Below are 15276 nucleotides of genomic sequence, written 5' to 3' on the forward strand. Positions count from 1 at the left end.
TTGCTCACGCAGGTTTATATCGGTGAGATTACCTAGCTATCAGTAAGTGAAATGTACGGCTTGAATGACCAAGTAGCCGATGACCGCGGACAGGTGGGTATCGGCACCCTCATCGTCTTCATCGCGATGGTGCTCGTCGCCGCCATCGCGGCCGGCGTGCTTATCAACACAGCGGGGTTCCTGCAGAGCTCCAGCGAGGCGACCGGCCAGGGTGCGGCCGATTCGACGTCGAACCGACTCCAGGTAGTCAGCGCGACGGGGACGTCTCTCGACGACGACGGTGTCGGCGTCGTGAGCCTCGTCGTCAAGAAGGGGCCGGGTGCGGGCAACATCGACCTCGGGACCACGACGGTCGAGTGGATCGGGCCGACGGGGTCGTTCTACCAGCTCGCGGAGAACGGCGCCGACGGGAACCCGGACGGCCGGTTCAGTATCGAGGCCATCCAGGACGAGGACGACTCCTCGCCGGTGTTGAACGACCAGGAAGACCGGCTGAAGATACAGCTGGACCTCGGGGATACGGACCTAGGGGTCGATGATAACACCTTCGGCAGCGAGATAGGGGAGGGTGAGAGCGCGACTGTGCGCATCACGACCGCCTCGGGCTCACAGACGACAGAGGAGATACTCGTGCCAAAGACCATCTCCGGTACCTCTGCGGTGCGGCTGTAGTCAGCTGCTGACCCCTTCGGAACTGTTTTACCCGCTGCTGGGCCAACACTACGCCAATGAGCGACCTCGACGAGGCCTACCAACTCGACTACTTCGACGAGGCGGGCTTTCACCGTCAGGAGTGTGCCGAGTGTGGCGATATGTTCTGGTCGCGGGCCGACCGCGACACCTGTGGCGAGCCCCCGTGTGCCGAGTACGACTTCATCGACAACCCCGGGTTCGACGAGGAGTACGCCCTCGGGGAGATGCGGGAGGCGTTTCTCTCCTTCTTCGAGGAGCGCGACCACGAACGCATCGACCCGTACCCAGTCGCGGCCAACCGGTGGCGCGACGACGTCTTGCTGACACAGGCGTCGATTTACGACTTCCAGCCGCTGGTCACGAGCGGGACGACGCCGCCGCCGGCCAACCCGCTCTGTATCAGCCAGCCCTGCATCCGGATGCAGGATATCGACAACGTCGGCAAGACCGGCCGACACACGATGGCCTTCGAGATGATGGCCCACCACGCGTTCAACGCCAAGGAGGACATCGAGGACCCCGAGGAGTACGCCTACGAGGGCGAAGTGTACTGGAAAGAAGAGACCGTCGAGTACTGCGTCGAGCTGTTCGAGGAGCTGGGCGCCGACGTGGACGAGCTCACGCTCATCGAGGACCCGTGGGTCGGCGGCGGCAACGCCGGCCCCGCCTTCGAGGTCATCTACCAGGGCGCCGAGCTGGCGACGCTCGTGTTCATGTCCCTCGAACAGGACCCCGACGGCGAGTACGAGATGAAAGACGGCAACCGCTACTCGGAGATGGACACCTACGTCGTCGACACCGGCTACGGACTGGAGCGGTGGACGTGGGTCTCCCAGGGCACGCCGACGGTGTACGAGGCGGTCTACCCCGAGATGATCGGCTTTTTGAAGGACAACGCCGACATCGAACTCACCGACGAGGAGGCCGCAATCGTCCACAACGCCGCCAAGCTCGCGGGCCGGATGGACATCGACGAGGCCGAGGACATCGAGGCCGAACGCGACACCATCGCCGAACAGGTCGGCGTCGACGTCAAGGAACTGCGCGACCTCGTCGCGCCGCTTGAGGAAATCTACGCCATCGCCGACCACTCCCGAACCCTCGCCTACATGCTCGGGGACGGCATCGTCCCCTCGAACGTCGGGACGGGGTATCTCGCGCGAATGGTCCTTCGCCGCACGAAGCGGCTGGTCGACAGCGTCGGCGTCGACGCCCCGCTGGACGAGCTCGTCGACATGCAGGCCGACCGGCTGGGCTACGAGAACCGCGACACGGTGCGGGACATCGTCCGCACCGAGGTCGAGAAGTACCGCGAGACCCTCGACCGCGGGGGCCGTCGGGTGCGCCAGCTGGCCGACGACTACGCCGAGAGCGGCGACCCCATCCCGACAGCGGAGCTGGTCGAGCTGTACGACTCCCACGGCATCCAGCCCGATATGGTCGAGGAGATAGCGGCCGAGCGCGGGGTCGACGTCGAGGTTCCGGACGACTTCTACGCGGTCGTCGCAGACCGCCACGGCGGGGAGACCGGCGCCGAGGCGGGCAGCGACGAGACCCCCTACGCCGACCGGCTGGCAGAACTGCCAGACACCGACCGGCTCTACTACGAGGACCAGCAGCGAATGGAGTTCGAGGCCGTCGTTCTGGAGGTCTTCGACCGGGACGAAGACGACCGCTACGACGTCGTCCTCGACCAGACGATGTTCTACCCGGAGGGCGGTGGCCAGCCGCCGGACCACGGCCACCTCTCGACCGACGACGTCACCGCCGAGGTTGAGGACGTGCAACGATACGACGGCGTCATCCTCCACACCGTCGACGACGACCCCGGCAAGGGCGAGTTCGTCCGCGGGCAGGTCGACGCCACCCGGCGCAAGCGGCTGATGCAACACCACACGGCGACCCACATCGTCGTCCACGCCGCCCGGCAGGTGCTTGGCGAGCACGTCCGCCAGGCCGGCGCCCAGAAGGGCGTCGACTCCGCCCGCATCGACGTGCGCCACTACGACTCGGTGGACCGCGAGCAGGTCAAGGAGATAGAGTCCATGGCAAACGAGCTCGTCCAGGACAACGCCACCGTGACCCAGCAGTGGCCCGACCGCAACGAGGCCGAGGCCAAACACGGCTTCGACCTCTATCAGGGCGGCATCCCGGCCGGCGAGCAGATCCGCCTCATCCAGGTCGCAGACGACATCCAGGCCTGCGGTGGGACCCACGTCGCCCGCACCGGCGACATCGGGACCATCAAGCTGCTCGGCACGGAGCGGATTCAGGACGGCGTCATCCGGCTCACATTCGCCGCCGGCGACGCGGCCATCGAGGCGACCCACCGAACCGAGGACGCCCTCTACGAGGCCGCCGACACCTTCGACGTCGCACCGACCGAAGTGCCCGATACCGCCGCCCGCTTCTTCGACGAGTGGAAGGCCCGGGGCAAGGAGATAGAGGAGCTGAAAGAACAGCTGGCGGAGGCGCGCGCCTCCGGCGGCGGCGACTCCGAGGAGGTCGACGTGGCCGACACGACGGCGGTCGTCCAGCGCATCGACGCCGACATGGACGAGCTGCGGGCCCAGGCCAACGCCGTCGTCGAGCAGGGACAGATTGCGGTGCTTGGCTCGGGCGCCGACGGCGCGCAGTTCGTCGTCGCCGTCCCCGAGGGCGTCGAGGTCGACGCCGGCGAAGTTGTCGGCGAGCTCGCCGGTCGGGTCGGCGGCGGCGGCGGCGGCCCCGCGGACTTCGCCCAGGGCGGCGGTCCGGACGGCGACAAGCTCGACGGCGCCTTAGACGACGCCGAGGACATCCTGCAGTCCGTGGCGAACGCCTAGTCGCCACGTAACACTCGTCTGGCCGACTGCATCGCCGTGTTCGTCTCACAGACCAGCGTCAGGTGGTCCCCGTGTGAGACCACGAAGTCGCCGTCGGGCACCCGGTCTTCCCCGCCGGCGCTGACCATCGCCACGAGACAGCCCTCGGGCAAGGCGTCGGTGAGCGTGTCGACGGACTGGTCGGCCAGCGACTCGTTTTGCAGTTCGACTTCCAGCACGTCGCCGGTCTTCCCGGCGTCGGCCAGCCAGTGGGACAGCGCCGGCCGTTCGATGGCGTCGTCGATGGCGTCGGCGACGGCGAAGCCGGCCGAGATGGTTTCGACGTCCAGGTCTCTGAAGGCCTCGACGTTGTCGGGGTTGTTGGCCCGCGCGACGACGGTGTCGACATCGAACCGCGTCGTCGCGAGCTGGGCGACAAGCAGGTTCACGTCGTCGTCGGCCGTGGCGGCGACGACGACCCCTGCACGGTCCGCGTCGGCCGATTCGAGCGTGCTGGCGTCGGTCGCGTCGCCGTGGACGACCCGATAGCCGTCGGCGCGAACGCGCTCGACGGCCGCCTGGTCGGTGTCGATAAGGGTTACTTCCTCGCCGCGTGCCTCGAAGCGGTCGGCCAGTTCCGTGCCGACGCGGCCGGCGCCGACCACGAGCGTCTGTGTAGGCAAGATATCAAGCCCCTGTGCGATGTGACGGGCCAGGCCGGCTTGAAAGATGACGGTCGCGAAGATGACGAGAAACACCGTCCCCACGAGGACGGTCGCAGCCTGCGGGTTCGTCGGCCGTAACTCGATGGCAAAGAGGGTCGCGACCGACGCCGGGATGATGCCGCGCGGGCCCATCACGCCGACAAATACCCGCTCGCGCACGCTCATTGACCCGCCGATAGTCGAGAGAGCGACGCCGAGAGGGCGGATGACGGCGACGACGGCGACCACGACGACGACACCGCCCAGCCCGAGTGCCCGGAGGTCCGAAAAGGAGAGCAAAGCGGCCAGCACGACAAAGACAAAGGAGAGGACGAAGACGGTGATGCCGCCCTTGAACTCCGCGACGTCGGCCTCGTGGGGGATGTCGGCGTTGCCAAGCACGACGCCGGCGACGGCCGCGGCCGCGATGCCGGCCTCCGAGAGGAGGCTGCTGCCGACGGCGTAGGCGACCAGCGCGGCGGTCAGCACGACCAGTCGGGCGTTCTGCCCGGCGTTGTCCTCCGAGAGCGAGACGTACCGGGGGAGCAAGGCGACGGCCCCGCCGACGAGGACGCCGACGACGACACCAACCAGCAGGCGCGCGAGGAACGCCTCGACGACGACCAGCGGTGAGGCGCCGTCAGCGACGACAAACTCGAAGGTGGCGACGGCAAGGATGGCCGCGACGACGTCGTTGATGATGCCCTCGGTCTCCAGCGCGGCTGCGACCCGCTCGCGGACCGGGACGACGGCCATGATGGGCGTGATGACCGTCGGGCCGGTCGCCACCAGCAGCGACCCGACGAGGACGGCCACCGGCCACGAGGTGGCGAAGACGAACCGGACGGCGATGGCCGTCCCGGCCAGCGAGACGAACGCGCCGACGGTGACCAGCCCAAGCGCCTCGCGGGAGGCCTCCCGGACCCGCTCGGCGGTGAGATGAAAGGCCCCCTCGAAGACGATGAGACCGACGCTGAGGCCGACGATGGCCTGCAGACCGGCCTGTCCGAACTGGGCCGGGTCGACGAAGCCAAAGCCCTGTGGGCCGACGAGAATCCCGGCGACGAGCAGGAACGCCACGCTGGGGACCTGCAGGCGGTCGGCGAGCAGTTGGGCGACGACACCGATACCCGCGACGAAGACGACGGCGCCGATGAGTGACGCTGCCCCGGACACGATATCGGGGGTTGGCGAGCCACCGCCATAGACGTGGGGCTTCGAAACAGTGACCAGACGGCCGGCCGAACCGACGGGTAATGCCTACCGCATCCAACGACGGGGTCTCGCTGCACTACGAGACGACGGGGGACGGTCCGACCGTGGTCTTCGTCGGCGACGCCGGCTACGGCGCGTGGCTGTGGGGGTGGCACCACGACGCCGTCGCGGGCCCCTACGAGGCGCTGGTGTGGGACCTCCGGGGAACCGGGGAATCGGACGACCCTGCCGGACCCTACGACGTAGCTACCCTCGCGGCGGACCTCGAAGCCGCCCTCGCCGACCACGGCGTCCGGAAGGCCCACCTCGTCGGCGCGGGACTGGGCGGGATGGTCGCCCTGCAGTACGCCCACGAGTACGGCCGCGCGCGCACGCTGACGCTGTACAACACTGCAGCGGCGGGCGACAGTATCGACGGCGACGCGCTGGCGGGGCTCTCGCTGGACACCGGTCCGGAGCAGTCTCTCGCGGGCGCGTTCTCCCCCGCGTTCCGCGAGAACGCGGCCGACCTCGTCGAGCGCATCACCGGCTGGCGACGCGAGGAGGACGCGACCGGCGACGCCTTCACCGCCCAGGCCGCGGCGATGACGGGCTTTTCGGCCCCGCCGCTGTACGAGGTGACCCAGCCGGCGGAACTGTACTACGGCGTCGACGACCCCGTCGTGCCCGGCGACGCGGCCGAGTCGCTGGCGCGGGACCTGCCCCGCGGAAGCGCGACGGCCGTCGAGGGACGCCACCTGTCGTTTGTCGAGCACGCAAGCGCCGTGACCGACCGGCTGGTCGCGTTCTTAGACGAGCACACCGAGGAGTGAGCGGGGCGTCGCCGACAGTGGCAGATATAGCCGTCGATACGTGGGTTTTTACTCGTCGACAGTTTGGGTTCCGGTAATGAGTCTGCGTATCGCCCTGCTGAACGCGGCCCACGACGGCGCCGACAACCGGCGGAACTTCCGGCGGGAACTCGACGCCGACCTCGTGGAGTTCGACGTCACCGAGCGCGAACTACCCGACGGCTTCGCGTTCGACGCGTGTCTCGTCACCGGCTCGCGGGCCTCCGTCTACTGGGACGAGCCCTGGATCGCCGACCTGGAAGCCTGGGTCAGCGAGGCGGTCGACCACGGGCTGCCGTTCCTCGGGGTGTGTTTTGGCCACCAGCTGCTCGCCCACGCGCTGGGCGGGACCGTCGAGCCGATGGGCGACTACGAGATCGGCTACCGGACCGTCGAACACGACGGGTCGAACCCGCTGCTTTCCGGCGTCGACGAGGAGTTCACCGTCTTCACGACCCACTCGGACCACGTCGCGGAGCTACCGCCGGGAGCGACACAGTTCGCCGAGAACGACTACGGCGTCCACGGCTTCCGCCGCGGAGACGTCTTTGCGGTGCAGTTCCACCCCGAGTACGACCCAGAGACCGCCGCGGACGTGGCCTCGGGGAAGGACCTCCCCGACGAGCGCATCGAGCGCGTCCTCGACGGCATCACCGAGGCGAACTACCGGGCGGCCTGTGAGGCAAAGCGACTGTTCGACAACTTCACCGACTACGCCCGCGACCAGCGCGTCGCCGCCGGCGGGAGCGAGCAGGTCGCAAGCGACGACTAGGGCGGCTATTTGTCGGGACTTCGCTAAAGGTGTCAGAGACGGGTCAGCAGCGCCTGTTGTGCGACCAGTGCGCCCACTGCCAGTACGATAATCGCGCCCTGTCGCGGCGCGGCGAGGATGCCCAGTCCGACGATGAGCGTCGTCGCACAGGCCGGGGCGTGGCCGGTGTCGGTGAGGGCCATCCCGGCCGTGGTGAGCGCGACGGCGACGACGCCGCTCGTCGCGAGTCGGAGGCCGGCCATCGAGGCGGGACCCATCGACGCGGTGATGACAGCGCCGCCGGCGATGGCGTGATAGGCGACGAGTCCGGCGAGGACGCCGACAGCGTGTCCGCCAAGCACCCGCCGAGCCGCCGACTGTCTGGCCGACGGCTGGGTGGCAAAGAGATAGGCCGTGGGGCCGAGACTCGGGAACAGGAATGGGAGCCCGGTGAGCCAGACGACCCCGCCAAGCGCCGCCAGCAGGGCGCCCGCGTGGCCCGACTGCCGGACCCAGGGGACCGCAGACACTGTGGGCGAACGTTCCCGTCGTCGGGCAAAACGGTATCGTTCGGTCGCGGTCAGTTCGGGTGGTCGAGAACGGATAGACAGGTGGTGTGTCGCCGGCCGGTTCGACAGAGGAGCCTACTCTCGCCGGTCGATATCAAGTTCGTCTTCGAGGTCGTCGAGCCAGTCGGCGTCTTCGAGCTCGGCCATCTGCTCGCGGAAGTGCGTCTTGCAGACGCCGACCTTGACCCCGTCGCTGTCGACGGCGATGTCCGCGTCGCGGTCGCAGTAGTGACACTGCATACGCGGGAGTTGGACCCGTGGGGCATTGAACCCTCGGATTCCGTCTGCCGGCCGTCAGACGGAGCGGGGTCGTCCGTCTCCGGCGACAGCGCCCCGGACCCGGGCCCACGCAGTCCCGTCGAGGCCCGCGACCCCCAGCCGGTCGTCGTGGGCGTCGCTCCCGCCGGTGGGCACCAGGTCGTGGCGTTCGATGGCCGCGTCGAGGCGGTCGGTGTCGACGGGACGGTCGTAGGGGTACCACCGCTCGACGGCGTCTAACTCCCCACAGCGAGCCAGCGCGGCGTCGGTGTCGGGATACCGGAACGGATGTGCCAGCCCGACCAGCCCGCAGGCGTCGGCAAGCAACTCCCGGCCCCGCTCGAAACCGGGAACGTCGCGGGAGACATAGCAGGGGCAGTCGTCGCCGATGAGGTCGTCGAACGCCCCCTGGACGCTGTACTCGGAGACCTCGGCGATGGCGCGGGCGATGTGGGGCCGGCCCAGCCCGGCGCGGGGTTCGACCGGCAGCGAGCGACCCAGACGGTCCTCGACGCAGTCGATGATAGCCCGACCCCGTTCCCGGCGGTCGCGCTGGATGCGGGCACACTCGGCACGGAGGGCGTCGGTCGGCTCGACGCCGTAGCCCAGCAGGTCGAGCCGTTGCTCGCCCGCGTCGACGCGCAGCTCGATGCCGTGGACGACCGTCACGCCGTCGCGGGTCGTCACCGCCCCGTCGAGGGCCGGCTGGAGCCGGTCGTGGTCGGTGACCGCGACGACCTCGACCCCGGCGTCGGCGGCCGCGGCAGGGAGCGCATCGAGTGTGAGCGACCCGTCCGAGCGCGTTGTGTGTACGTGGAGGTCCGCGACGACCATACGGACACACGAGTACCCAGCGGCAAACCAGTTGCTCCCCGACCGTGTCACACCGACGCAATTAACGTCATTAAGGAATATTATCATTAAAGACCATGAGGTTTATGGTCGACGAGTCTCTCCCCTGTGGTATGACGATGATGACAGCCGCGGAGGAGGCGTTCGACGCACACCAGTACCCGATCACCGCCGAGGAGCTCATCGAAGCCGAGGGCGACATCACCCTCGAACTGCCAAACGGGACCGAGAAACTGGCCGAGGCGCTCTCCCGGTCGGCCCCGGAGACGTTCGAGACGGCCGAAGACGCACGACTGGCCGCCTACAACGGCGTCTCGGGCAAGGCTATCGGCCGGAAGGGATACTCGGACCGGGACCCGGTCTGCATGGGCGAGGACGGCCCGGAAGAAGTCTCGTTTTAGAGCGGCAGCGGCCCCAGCTACGCTTTTTTCGGCAGCGACAGACAGCCAGCGCCAGCCACACTGCCGGCTGTGACGAACCGACCACCGCGAACACGTGACGAACCGCCGGCGGCGTTACACTGGTGGGTGTAAGTTCGTAGAGATATTCGCCACCCCGGGGTGGCGAATTACGTCAATTTGTTACAGCTACCAGTATTAGAACCCGTAATCGTCGTCCATCTGGGCGGGGTCCTGCTGTTCGGACGTGGTCTGGCCGAACATCTCGTCGTCGACCGGCGATTCGGACTCGTCGGTAGTGACGTTGTACGCCGAGATACCGCGTTTCAGCAGGTCCTCGACGGCCTGGTCGCGGTTGAGGAACTCCCCCTGTTCGACGAGGCGCTGGATGTCGGAGTCGACCTGGTCCGGCAGTGACAGTTTGATTCGGCTCATATGGGCCGGCTTGTCTTGTCGAGTATATAACCCTGTTGCCGGGAGGGACAGTCATCGCTACTGCTCTCCGGCACACTTCGTTCGCCTTCGAGACGCTTCACTCCGTTCAGCGTCTCGCTACTGCTCTCCGGCTCCCGTTGGTCGCCGTTCCGCCGAGGGCCGCTCCCCTCGCTACCGCTCAAGGAAGTCGGGTCTGTCGACCGCTTCGGTGCTGTCGACGTCCTGGCGGTCCAGCAGGTCGCCCGAGTCGAGCGCGCCGGGGAGGCCGTCCCGCCCGCGCGTCGGGAGGTCGTCGGGGTCGACCGTCGTCACCTCGCCCTGGACCAGTTCGGCCCAGACGGCGTCGGCGTCGTCGCTGCCGGGGTCGGCGGCGGCCTTGGCCTCGTTGCGGCCCTCCTCGTAGGCGAGTTCGACCATGCTGCGGTGGTACGCCGAGTCCATCTCCGCGTAGATGGCTTTCAGCGCCTCGCGGTTGTCCTCGCCCAGTCGCTCGGCGACGCCGATGGCGTAGGCCCGCGTCGTCGCCTCGTCCTTATCGAGCGAGGCCCACCCGCTGTCGAACTCGCGCTCGTAGCGACTCATGACTCGACTTTCTCGTCGGCGTGGACCTGCAGGCCGCGGTCGCTAAAGGATATCCGGCGGATGTCACAGTCGATGGCGGTGCCGCGCATCTTGATGACCTGGACGCCACGGGTCATGCTCCCGCCGTCCAGGAAGTTGTGGAAGAAGACGACGCCGTGGGCGAGGTAGTGCTCGTCGCTGTAGGAGGAGGGGTCGGTCATCTCCGAAATCAGGAGCGTCGTCGCGTCGGTCTGTTTCAGCGCCGAGAGAAAGCCCGTTATCTCGTCGTCGACGTCGCTCATGAAGTGTTGCAACAGCATCGTCGAGTCGATGACCACCCGCTGGATGTCGTTCTGTTCGATGTAGGCGACCAGGCGGTTGGTCAGGCCGCCCTCCGTTCCGAACTGGGTGATAGTCCGCTTGCCGCTCTCGGTGACGAGGTTGAGAAACTGAACGGCGTCGGACTGCATCGCCCGGTCGAAGCCGAAGTCGTAGCCGGCCATGTCCTGCATCAGCTCCTCTTTGGTCTCGTGCATCGTCACGTAGAGACAGGTCTCGCCCTCCTTGGCGCCCTGTGTCATGAACTGCGAACAGAAGGTCGTCTTCCCGCTGCCCGGCGGGCCGCTGACGACGTAGAGACGGTCGGGGAGCAACCCCCCCTCGACGAGTTCGTCGAACCCGGGAACGCCGGTGGAGAGTCGCATATCACCAGCATGCGCGCGTCGTGGCATATGTCTTCGTGTTCTGTTTTCACCGGTGATAACTCTCCCGGCCCGAGTTCAATCGTTGATTCGGCCGGCGGCTTCGGGGGCCTCCTCGGCGAGTGCAAGCAGCGTCGCCGTCCCGTCGGCGTCAAAGCGCATCGGCCGTCGCCACCACGGCCCCTTCCCCGAGTCCGAGGACTGCTCCGTGACCAGCCAGTTGGCGTCCGTCCCGCCCGAGGGCGCCGACAGCGGGACGACCGTCTCGTAGAGCCGCGACCCGTCGGGGTCGCCAAGCAGCAACACGCGGGCGTCGAACTCGGCCCGCTTGACGTGGGCGTTGGAGTCAAAGACCGTCCGCTCGTCGGCCGGGAGGTCGCGGTACGCCTCGCCGGTGACGGGGTCCCGGGCCAGCCGGAAGTGGCCGATGAGGTGGGCGCCCCACCGTGGCGGGGCCCACGCCGGTGCTTCGCCGGTCGTCGAGAGCGTCGCGTAGAAAAACAGGTAGTCACCGGCCGACAGGTCCGATAGCGGCCCAGCCTTGATGCCGTGTTCATCGCCGTAGGTGTAGCGCTCGCCGCCGACCTCCGGGAACTCCGGGTCGAAGTGGACCGGCCGGTCGGCGACGCCGCTCACGTCCGTCTCAAGGTCGAAGTCGGCGTAGGTCGGCACCGGTTCGGCCGTGGGCTCGGCCTCCGGGATTGGGATGTACTCGAAAGAGCCGTCGGGAAAGAGGGGGCCGCGAAAGCCGGGTTCGTTGGTGTTGGCGCCGACGTTGATGGCGATGGCCCGCATGGTCGGGAGTCGCCGCCGTCGGCCAAAGGGCTACCGGAGCGACTCGGCGCAGGCGCCACAGTACCGGATCATGCTGTGGGACTCGTTGACCGCGCCACAGTGCCCGCAGACGACGGTGTCGGTCATCTCGGCGCCGACCTGCCGGCCGCCGTCGGCCCGCGTGACACGCTCTTCGGGCGGCTGCGGGGACGCCGGCCGGCCGCTGAAGTGCCGATAGAGCAGCACCTGCAACAGCCCGAAGCCGAGGACGTACGCCGTGAGCCACACCCAAGGTTGCATACGCGAAACTGGACGGGAGAGCTACTTCGGTATTCCCCGCCAGTTTTCAGAAGTGATACTGAGGGACGGTCTCAGCGGTCCGGCGGCGCGAGGTCGCGCTGGAACTCGTCGAAAACGGTGATATCGTCCGGGACGGAGACGTCGAGTTGGCGCTCGGCGCGGCGGTCGGCGTTGGCGTCTTCCAGCGGGTCGGCGACCGACTCCCAGCCGTCCTTGATAGCGATTGACTTCGCGGGCGTGCCGGCCGCGATGTGGTGGGCCGGGATGTCCTTGCCCGCGATGGATTTCGCCGCGAGGATGGCGTTTTCGCCGACACGCACGCCCGCCCGGACCATCGAGTCGTAGGTCAGGCGTACGTCGTCTTCGATGATGGTGTGGTAGTTGTCGACGTGTGTCTGGTCGACCGCGTCGTGGTCGTGGCTGTAGACGTGGGTGTCGTCGGAGATGGAGACGCGGTCCCCGATGGTGAGCTTGCCGCGGTCGTCCAAGTGGACGTCGTCGTGGACCACCACGTTGTCGCCGAGTTCGATGTTGTGGCCGTAGGTAAAGGAGATGTTCTTGAAGAAGCGGCAGTTATCGCCGCAGGACTCGAAGAGGTGGTCGGCGAGCATCCGGCGAAACCGCAGCGCGAACTCGACGTTGTCGGCCATCGGTGTCGCGTCGAACTGGCGCCAGAGCCACTGCAGGTGTTTGGAGCGTTTGAACCGCGCCTCGTCTTTCTCGGCGTAGTACTCGCTCTCTAGGGTCGTGTTACAGGGGTCATACCCCTGGAGGCGGACCCGCTCGGCGGGCGAGACGTCCCCGCCTGACTGCCAGCGCTCGTAGGCCTCGCGGTCGCCGTGGAGGTCAACGAGCACGTCCGTGACCACGTCACAGGTGTCCTCCTCGCCCGAGAGCCGCTCGTCGACCTCGTCGATAAACTCCCGGAGCCCTTCTTCGGCGACCGGCGGCAGCGACACGTGGCGCTTCGTCATGTCACAAGCCTGGCCGCGAGGGCAGATAGTGGTTTCCGTTACGTCCCCACCAGCGGGTAACGTGCGTGTCACCACTCCGCCGCCGGCGAGTCAGCGGCGCCGACGGAGCCGATAATATAAGCCGCCGCCGGCCGAGACACCGCCATGAGCAGGTCGGACCCGGTGTCGGCGCTGCGTGGCTATCTCGTCAACCCCGCCGAGAGGCGGCTCCGTGCGCCGTGGCGCATCGGCCTCTGGATACTGCTTGCCGGCTTCGGTGCGGTCGTGCTCACGCTGCTCTTTGCCGTCGTGCCCGCGCCGACCGGGGAGACCGGCGTCGTGGCGGCGCTGTACGCACTGGCCGAACTCGGCTGGGGGTTTCTCGCGATGGGCGTCGCCGGGCTGGGCTTTGGCTATCTGCTGGACCGCCGCACACTCGCCGACTTCGGGCTGGGGCTCGACCGCCAGTGGTGGCGCGACGCCGGCTTCGGTCTCGCGCTCGGCCTCGGGCTCCCGACTCTCGTGCTTGTCGCCCAGGTCGCCGTCGGCTGGACCGCCGTCACGAGCGTCCTCCCCGCGACGACGGGCGGGACCTTCGGCCTCGCCTCGACGGGCGCCGTGGTCGGGCTGGCGCTGCTGGTCCCCTTCTTCGTCGTTCAGGCCAGCGTCGAGGAGATTCTCGTGCGTGGCTACCTGCTGACGAACCTCGCGGAGGGAGCGGCCGGCGCCGTCGGCAGAGCGGCCTCGACCGTCGCCGCCACGGTCCTGACTGGCGCGCTCTTTGGCGTCCTCCACTGGACTAACCCCAGTGCCACCCTGCTTTCGGTGACGAACATCACGCTGTATGGCTTCCTGCTCGGGGCCTGTTACGTGCTCACCGGCCGCCTGGGTATTGCCTGTGGCTTCCACGTCGCCTGGAACTACGGCCTCTCGCTGTGGGACTTCCCCGTCAGCGGGCTCGACACCGGCGTCGCCCTCGTCGGCACCGAAGCCACGGGCCCCGAGCTGGTGACCGGCGGCTCGTTCGGTCCCGAGGGCGGCCTCATCGCGCTCCCACTGCTCGCGCTCGGGTCGGCGGCGCTCTACTGGTGGGTCCGTCGGGAGTACGGCCGCGTCGAGATTCTGGACGACATCGCCGTCCCGGAGCTGCGGATTCCGGCACGCGACGGGGAGCGAGGCTCGTAGCCGATTGACCAGCCGCCGAGGAGGGACTGAAAGGGGCGACACGTTCGACGAAGGCGGACGACGTAAGCACCGCAGCGAGTGGAGCGAGCGAGGAGCGAAGCGAGTCCCCCGAGTCGAACGTGTCGGGGCTTTCTGGCTTTCGCTGTTCACGCAGACAGTGTTGAGTATCACTGCGCCGGGAACCAAGAGCGATAAGTGCGTTCTCCACTAACACGCCTCCATGAAGTACGATACGCTCGGGAACACGGAAATCGAGGTCTCGGAGGTCGGCTTCGGCGCCTGGGTCGTCGGCACGGACTGGTGGGGCGACCGCACGCAGGACCAGGCCATAGAGATGCTCCAGCACGCCGTCGACCGGGACGTCACGTTCTTTGACACCGGCGACGTCTACGGCCACGGCGACAGCGAGGAACTCGTCGGCGAGGCCCTCGCGGAGGTGCGGGACGAGGTGACCGTCTCCACCAAGGTCGGCTACGACTTCTACAACAACCCGCAGGCGGGCCACGGCGAACTGCCGAAGAAGGTCACACCCGAGTGGATTCGCACCTCGCTGGACCGCTCGCTCGACAGGCTCGACATGGACCACGTGGAGCTGTTGATGCTCCACAACGCCAACGTCGACGAAGTCACACCCGACGTGCTGGAGACGCTCGACGAACTGCGCGAGGAGGGCAAGGTCGAGGCCATCGGCTGGGCGCTCGGCCCCTCTATCGGCTGGCTGGCCGACGGCGACGCCGCCGTGGCAAACGAGTTCGACGCCCTCCAGACCGTGTTCAACCTCTTCGAGCAGACCCCCGGCCAGCACTTCATCGACACCATCCGCGAGCAGAACGCGGACACGTCGGTGCTGGCCCGGGTGCCCCACTCCTCGGGGTTGTTGAACGAGCAGGTCACGCCCGACACCGAGTTAGAGGAGGGCGACCACCGCGGCCACCGCCCCACCGAGTGGTACGAGACCGGCTGGGAGAAGTTGGAGACGCTTCGCTTCCTCGAACGCGACGGCGAGCGGACGATGGGCCAGGCCGCCATCCAGTGGCTGCTCGCCCACGACGAGGTGGCCTCTGTCACCCCCACCTTCCGGACGAACGCCGACATCGACGAGTGGGCCGGCGCGCCCGACACCCCGCCGCTGTCGGACGAGGAGTACGACCGGGTCCAGGAGCTCCACGCCGACAACTTCGGTATCGACCGCGACGACGGGATGGACGCGCTTCGCTCATCGGTCGGCGGCGAGGACCTGGAGGGCACCGGGATGAAATCGGCCGGAGACTGAAACCCGGGCCCGCCGAATCT

At 67.8% G+C, this 15276-nt stretch carries 17 protein-coding genes; 7 read left to right on the top strand and 10 right to left on the bottom strand.

The annotated features are described in order from the left end of the window. Window positions 1-51 precede the first annotated feature (51 nt). Together VJ162_RS12550 and alaS are read left to right on the top strand one after the other, a co-directional pair. Window positions 52-672 carry an archaellin/type IV pilin N-terminal domain-containing protein gene (locus VJ162_RS12550; RefSeq protein WP_324664752.1) on the top strand — a complete coding sequence of 207 codons (621 nt, stop codon included), beginning with the start codon at window positions 52-54 and terminating at the stop codon, window positions 670-672. Between the two features lie 56 nt (window positions 673-728). Then, window positions 729-3518 carry an alanine--tRNA ligase gene (gene alaS, locus VJ162_RS12555; RefSeq protein WP_324664754.1) on the top strand — a complete coding sequence of 930 codons (2790 nt, stop codon included), beginning with the start codon at window positions 729-731 and terminating at the stop codon, window positions 3516-3518. On the opposite strand, the gene VJ162_RS12560 is transcribed toward alaS, so the two are convergent. Beyond that, window positions 3515-5377, bottom strand: a complete 1863-nt coding sequence (locus VJ162_RS12560; RefSeq protein WP_324664756.1) for a cation:proton antiporter — start codon at window positions 5375-5377, stop codon at window positions 3515-3517. The genes alaS and VJ162_RS12560 overlap by 4 nt on opposite strands. Before the next feature lie 80 nt (window positions 5378-5457). On the opposite strand from VJ162_RS12560, the gene VJ162_RS12565 reads away from it, so the two are divergent. Both VJ162_RS12565 and VJ162_RS12570 read left to right on the top strand, forming a co-directional pair. Beyond that, window positions 5458-6228: an alpha/beta fold hydrolase gene (locus VJ162_RS12565; protein ID WP_324664758.1), complete on the top strand. Its 771-nt coding sequence runs from the start codon at window positions 5458-5460 to the stop codon at window positions 6226-6228. A gap of 76 nt (window positions 6229-6304) precedes the next feature. Continuing rightward, window positions 6305-7018 carry a type 1 glutamine amidotransferase gene (locus VJ162_RS12570; protein ID WP_324664760.1) on the top strand — a complete coding sequence of 238 codons (714 nt, stop codon included), beginning with the start codon at window positions 6305-6307 and terminating at the stop codon, window positions 7016-7018. 32 nt (window positions 7019-7050) lie between these two features. Here the strand turns inward: VJ162_RS12570 and VJ162_RS12575 are convergent, their stop codons facing one another. The 3 genes from VJ162_RS12575 to VJ162_RS12585 all read right to left on the bottom strand — a co-directional run bounded on the left by VJ162_RS12575 (window position 7051) and on the right by VJ162_RS12585 (window position 8658). After that, a complete protein-coding gene (locus VJ162_RS12575) occupies window positions 7051-7527 on the bottom strand; it encodes an HPP family protein (protein WP_324664762.1) in 477 nt (158 codons plus the stop codon). Between the two features lie 114 nt (window positions 7528-7641). After that, window positions 7642-7806: a DUF6757 family protein gene (locus tag VJ162_RS12580; protein ID WP_324664764.1), complete on the bottom strand. Its 165-nt coding sequence runs from the start codon at window positions 7804-7806 to the stop codon at window positions 7642-7644. 54 nt (window positions 7807-7860) lie between these two features. Then, window positions 7861-8658, bottom strand: coding sequence for a PHP domain-containing protein (locus tag VJ162_RS12585; RefSeq protein ID WP_324664766.1), 798 nt, complete (start codon window positions 8656-8658; stop codon window positions 7861-7863). A gap of 131 nt (window positions 8659-8789) precedes the next feature. Between VJ162_RS12585 and VJ162_RS12590 the strand changes: the two genes are divergently transcribed. Further along, window positions 8790-9077, top strand: a complete 288-nt coding sequence (locus tag VJ162_RS12590; protein WP_324664768.1) for a DUF5789 family protein — start codon at window positions 8790-8792, stop codon at window positions 9075-9077. Between the two features lie 195 nt (window positions 9078-9272). Here VJ162_RS12590 and VJ162_RS12595 read toward each other — a convergent pair whose 3' ends face one another. From VJ162_RS12595 to VJ162_RS12620, 6 genes are all read right to left on the bottom strand, one after another. After that, window positions 9273-9509, bottom strand: a complete 237-nt coding sequence (locus VJ162_RS12595; RefSeq protein WP_324664769.1) for a ribbon-helix-helix domain-containing protein — start codon at window positions 9507-9509, stop codon at window positions 9273-9275. Between the two features lie 171 nt (window positions 9510-9680). After that, window positions 9681-10091, bottom strand: a complete 411-nt coding sequence (locus VJ162_RS12600) for a hypothetical protein (protein ID WP_324664771.1) — start codon at window positions 10089-10091, stop codon at window positions 9681-9683. Continuing rightward, on the bottom strand, window positions 10088-10774 hold the full coding sequence (locus VJ162_RS12605) for an RAD55 family ATPase (protein ID WP_324664773.1): 687 nt from the start codon (window positions 10772-10774) through the stop codon (window positions 10088-10090). The genes VJ162_RS12600 and VJ162_RS12605 overlap by 4 nt, the downstream gene beginning before the upstream one ends. 75 nt (window positions 10775-10849) lie before the next feature. Continuing rightward, window positions 10850-11566, bottom strand: a complete 717-nt coding sequence (locus VJ162_RS12610) for an Nmad3 family putative nucleotide modification protein (protein WP_324664775.1) — start codon at window positions 11564-11566, stop codon at window positions 10850-10852. A gap of 30 nt (window positions 11567-11596) precedes the next feature. Beyond that, on the bottom strand, window positions 11597-11845 hold the full coding sequence (locus tag VJ162_RS12615; RefSeq protein ID WP_324664777.1) for a DUF7577 domain-containing protein: 249 nt from the start codon (window positions 11843-11845) through the stop codon (window positions 11597-11599). 71 nt (window positions 11846-11916) lie between these two features. After that, window positions 11917-12819 (bottom strand): acyltransferase, encoded by a 903-nt coding sequence (locus VJ162_RS12620; protein WP_324664778.1) that lies wholly within the window; start codon window positions 12817-12819, stop codon window positions 11917-11919. A 144-nt stretch (window positions 12820-12963) separates the two neighbouring features. Between VJ162_RS12620 and VJ162_RS12625 the strand changes: the two genes are divergently transcribed. Then, complete coding sequence (locus VJ162_RS12625; protein WP_324664780.1) at window positions 12964-13983, top strand: CPBP family intramembrane glutamic endopeptidase; 1020 nt, start codon at window positions 12964-12966, stop codon at window positions 13981-13983. Between the two features lie 220 nt (window positions 13984-14203). Then, on the top strand, window positions 14204-15256 hold the full coding sequence (locus VJ162_RS12630; RefSeq protein ID WP_324664782.1) for an aldo/keto reductase: 1053 nt from the start codon (window positions 14204-14206) through the stop codon (window positions 15254-15256). Window positions 15257-15276: the final 20 nt, after the last annotated feature.

The sequence above is a fragment of the Haloarcula sediminis genome (assembly GCF_035656455.1).
In the GTDB taxonomy this organism is placed as follows: Archaea; Halobacteriota; Halobacteria; order Halobacteriales; family Haloarculaceae; genus Haloarcula; species Haloarcula sediminis.

Bases quoted from the DNA above. Each gene is read 5' to 3' on its own strand.
- VJ162_RS12570 (WP_324664760.1), top strand. From the start codon at position 6,305: ATGAGTCTGCGTATCGCCCTGCTGAACGCGGCCCACGACGGCGCCGAC.
- VJ162_RS12565 (WP_324664758.1), top strand. From the start codon at position 5,458: ATGCCTACCGCATCCAACGACGGGGTCTCGCTGCACTACGAGACGACG.
- VJ162_RS12585 (WP_324664766.1), bottom strand. From the start codon at position 8,658: ATGGTCGTCGCGGACCTCCACGTACACACAACGCGCTCGGACGGGTCG.
- VJ162_RS12590 (WP_324664768.1), top strand. From the start codon at position 8,790: ATGACGATGATGACAGCCGCGGAGGAGGCGTTCGACGCACACCAGTAC.
- VJ162_RS12550 (WP_324664752.1), top strand. From the start codon at position 52: ATGTACGGCTTGAATGACCAAGTAGCCGATGACCGCGGACAGGTGGGT.
- VJ162_RS12620 (WP_324664778.1), bottom strand. From the start codon at position 12,819: ATGACGAAGCGCCACGTGTCGCTGCCGCCGGTCGCCGAAGAAGGGCTC.
- VJ162_RS12605 (WP_324664773.1), bottom strand. From the start codon at position 10,774: ATGCGACTCTCCACCGGCGTTCCCGGGTTCGACGAACTCGTCGAGGGG.
- VJ162_RS12600 (WP_324664771.1), bottom strand. From the start codon at position 10,091: ATGAGTCGCTACGAGCGCGAGTTCGACAGCGGGTGGGCCTCGCTCGAT.
- alaS (WP_324664754.1), top strand. From the start codon at position 729: ATGAGCGACCTCGACGAGGCCTACCAACTCGACTACTTCGACGAGGCG.
- VJ162_RS12580 (WP_324664764.1), bottom strand. From the start codon at position 7,806: ATGCAGTGTCACTACTGCGACCGCGACGCGGACATCGCCGTCGACAGC.
- VJ162_RS12615 (WP_324664777.1), bottom strand. From the start codon at position 11,845: ATGCAACCTTGGGTGTGGCTCACGGCGTACGTCCTCGGCTTCGGGCTG.
- VJ162_RS12630 (WP_324664782.1), top strand. From the start codon at position 14,204: ATGAAGTACGATACGCTCGGGAACACGGAAATCGAGGTCTCGGAGGTC.
- VJ162_RS12610 (WP_324664775.1), bottom strand. From the start codon at position 11,566: ATGCGGGCCATCGCCATCAACGTCGGCGCCAACACCAACGAACCCGGC.
- VJ162_RS12625 (WP_324664780.1), top strand. From the start codon at position 12,964: ATGAGCAGGTCGGACCCGGTGTCGGCGCTGCGTGGCTATCTCGTCAAC.
- VJ162_RS12595 (WP_324664769.1), bottom strand. From the start codon at position 9,509: ATGAGCCGAATCAAACTGTCACTGCCGGACCAGGTCGACTCCGACATC.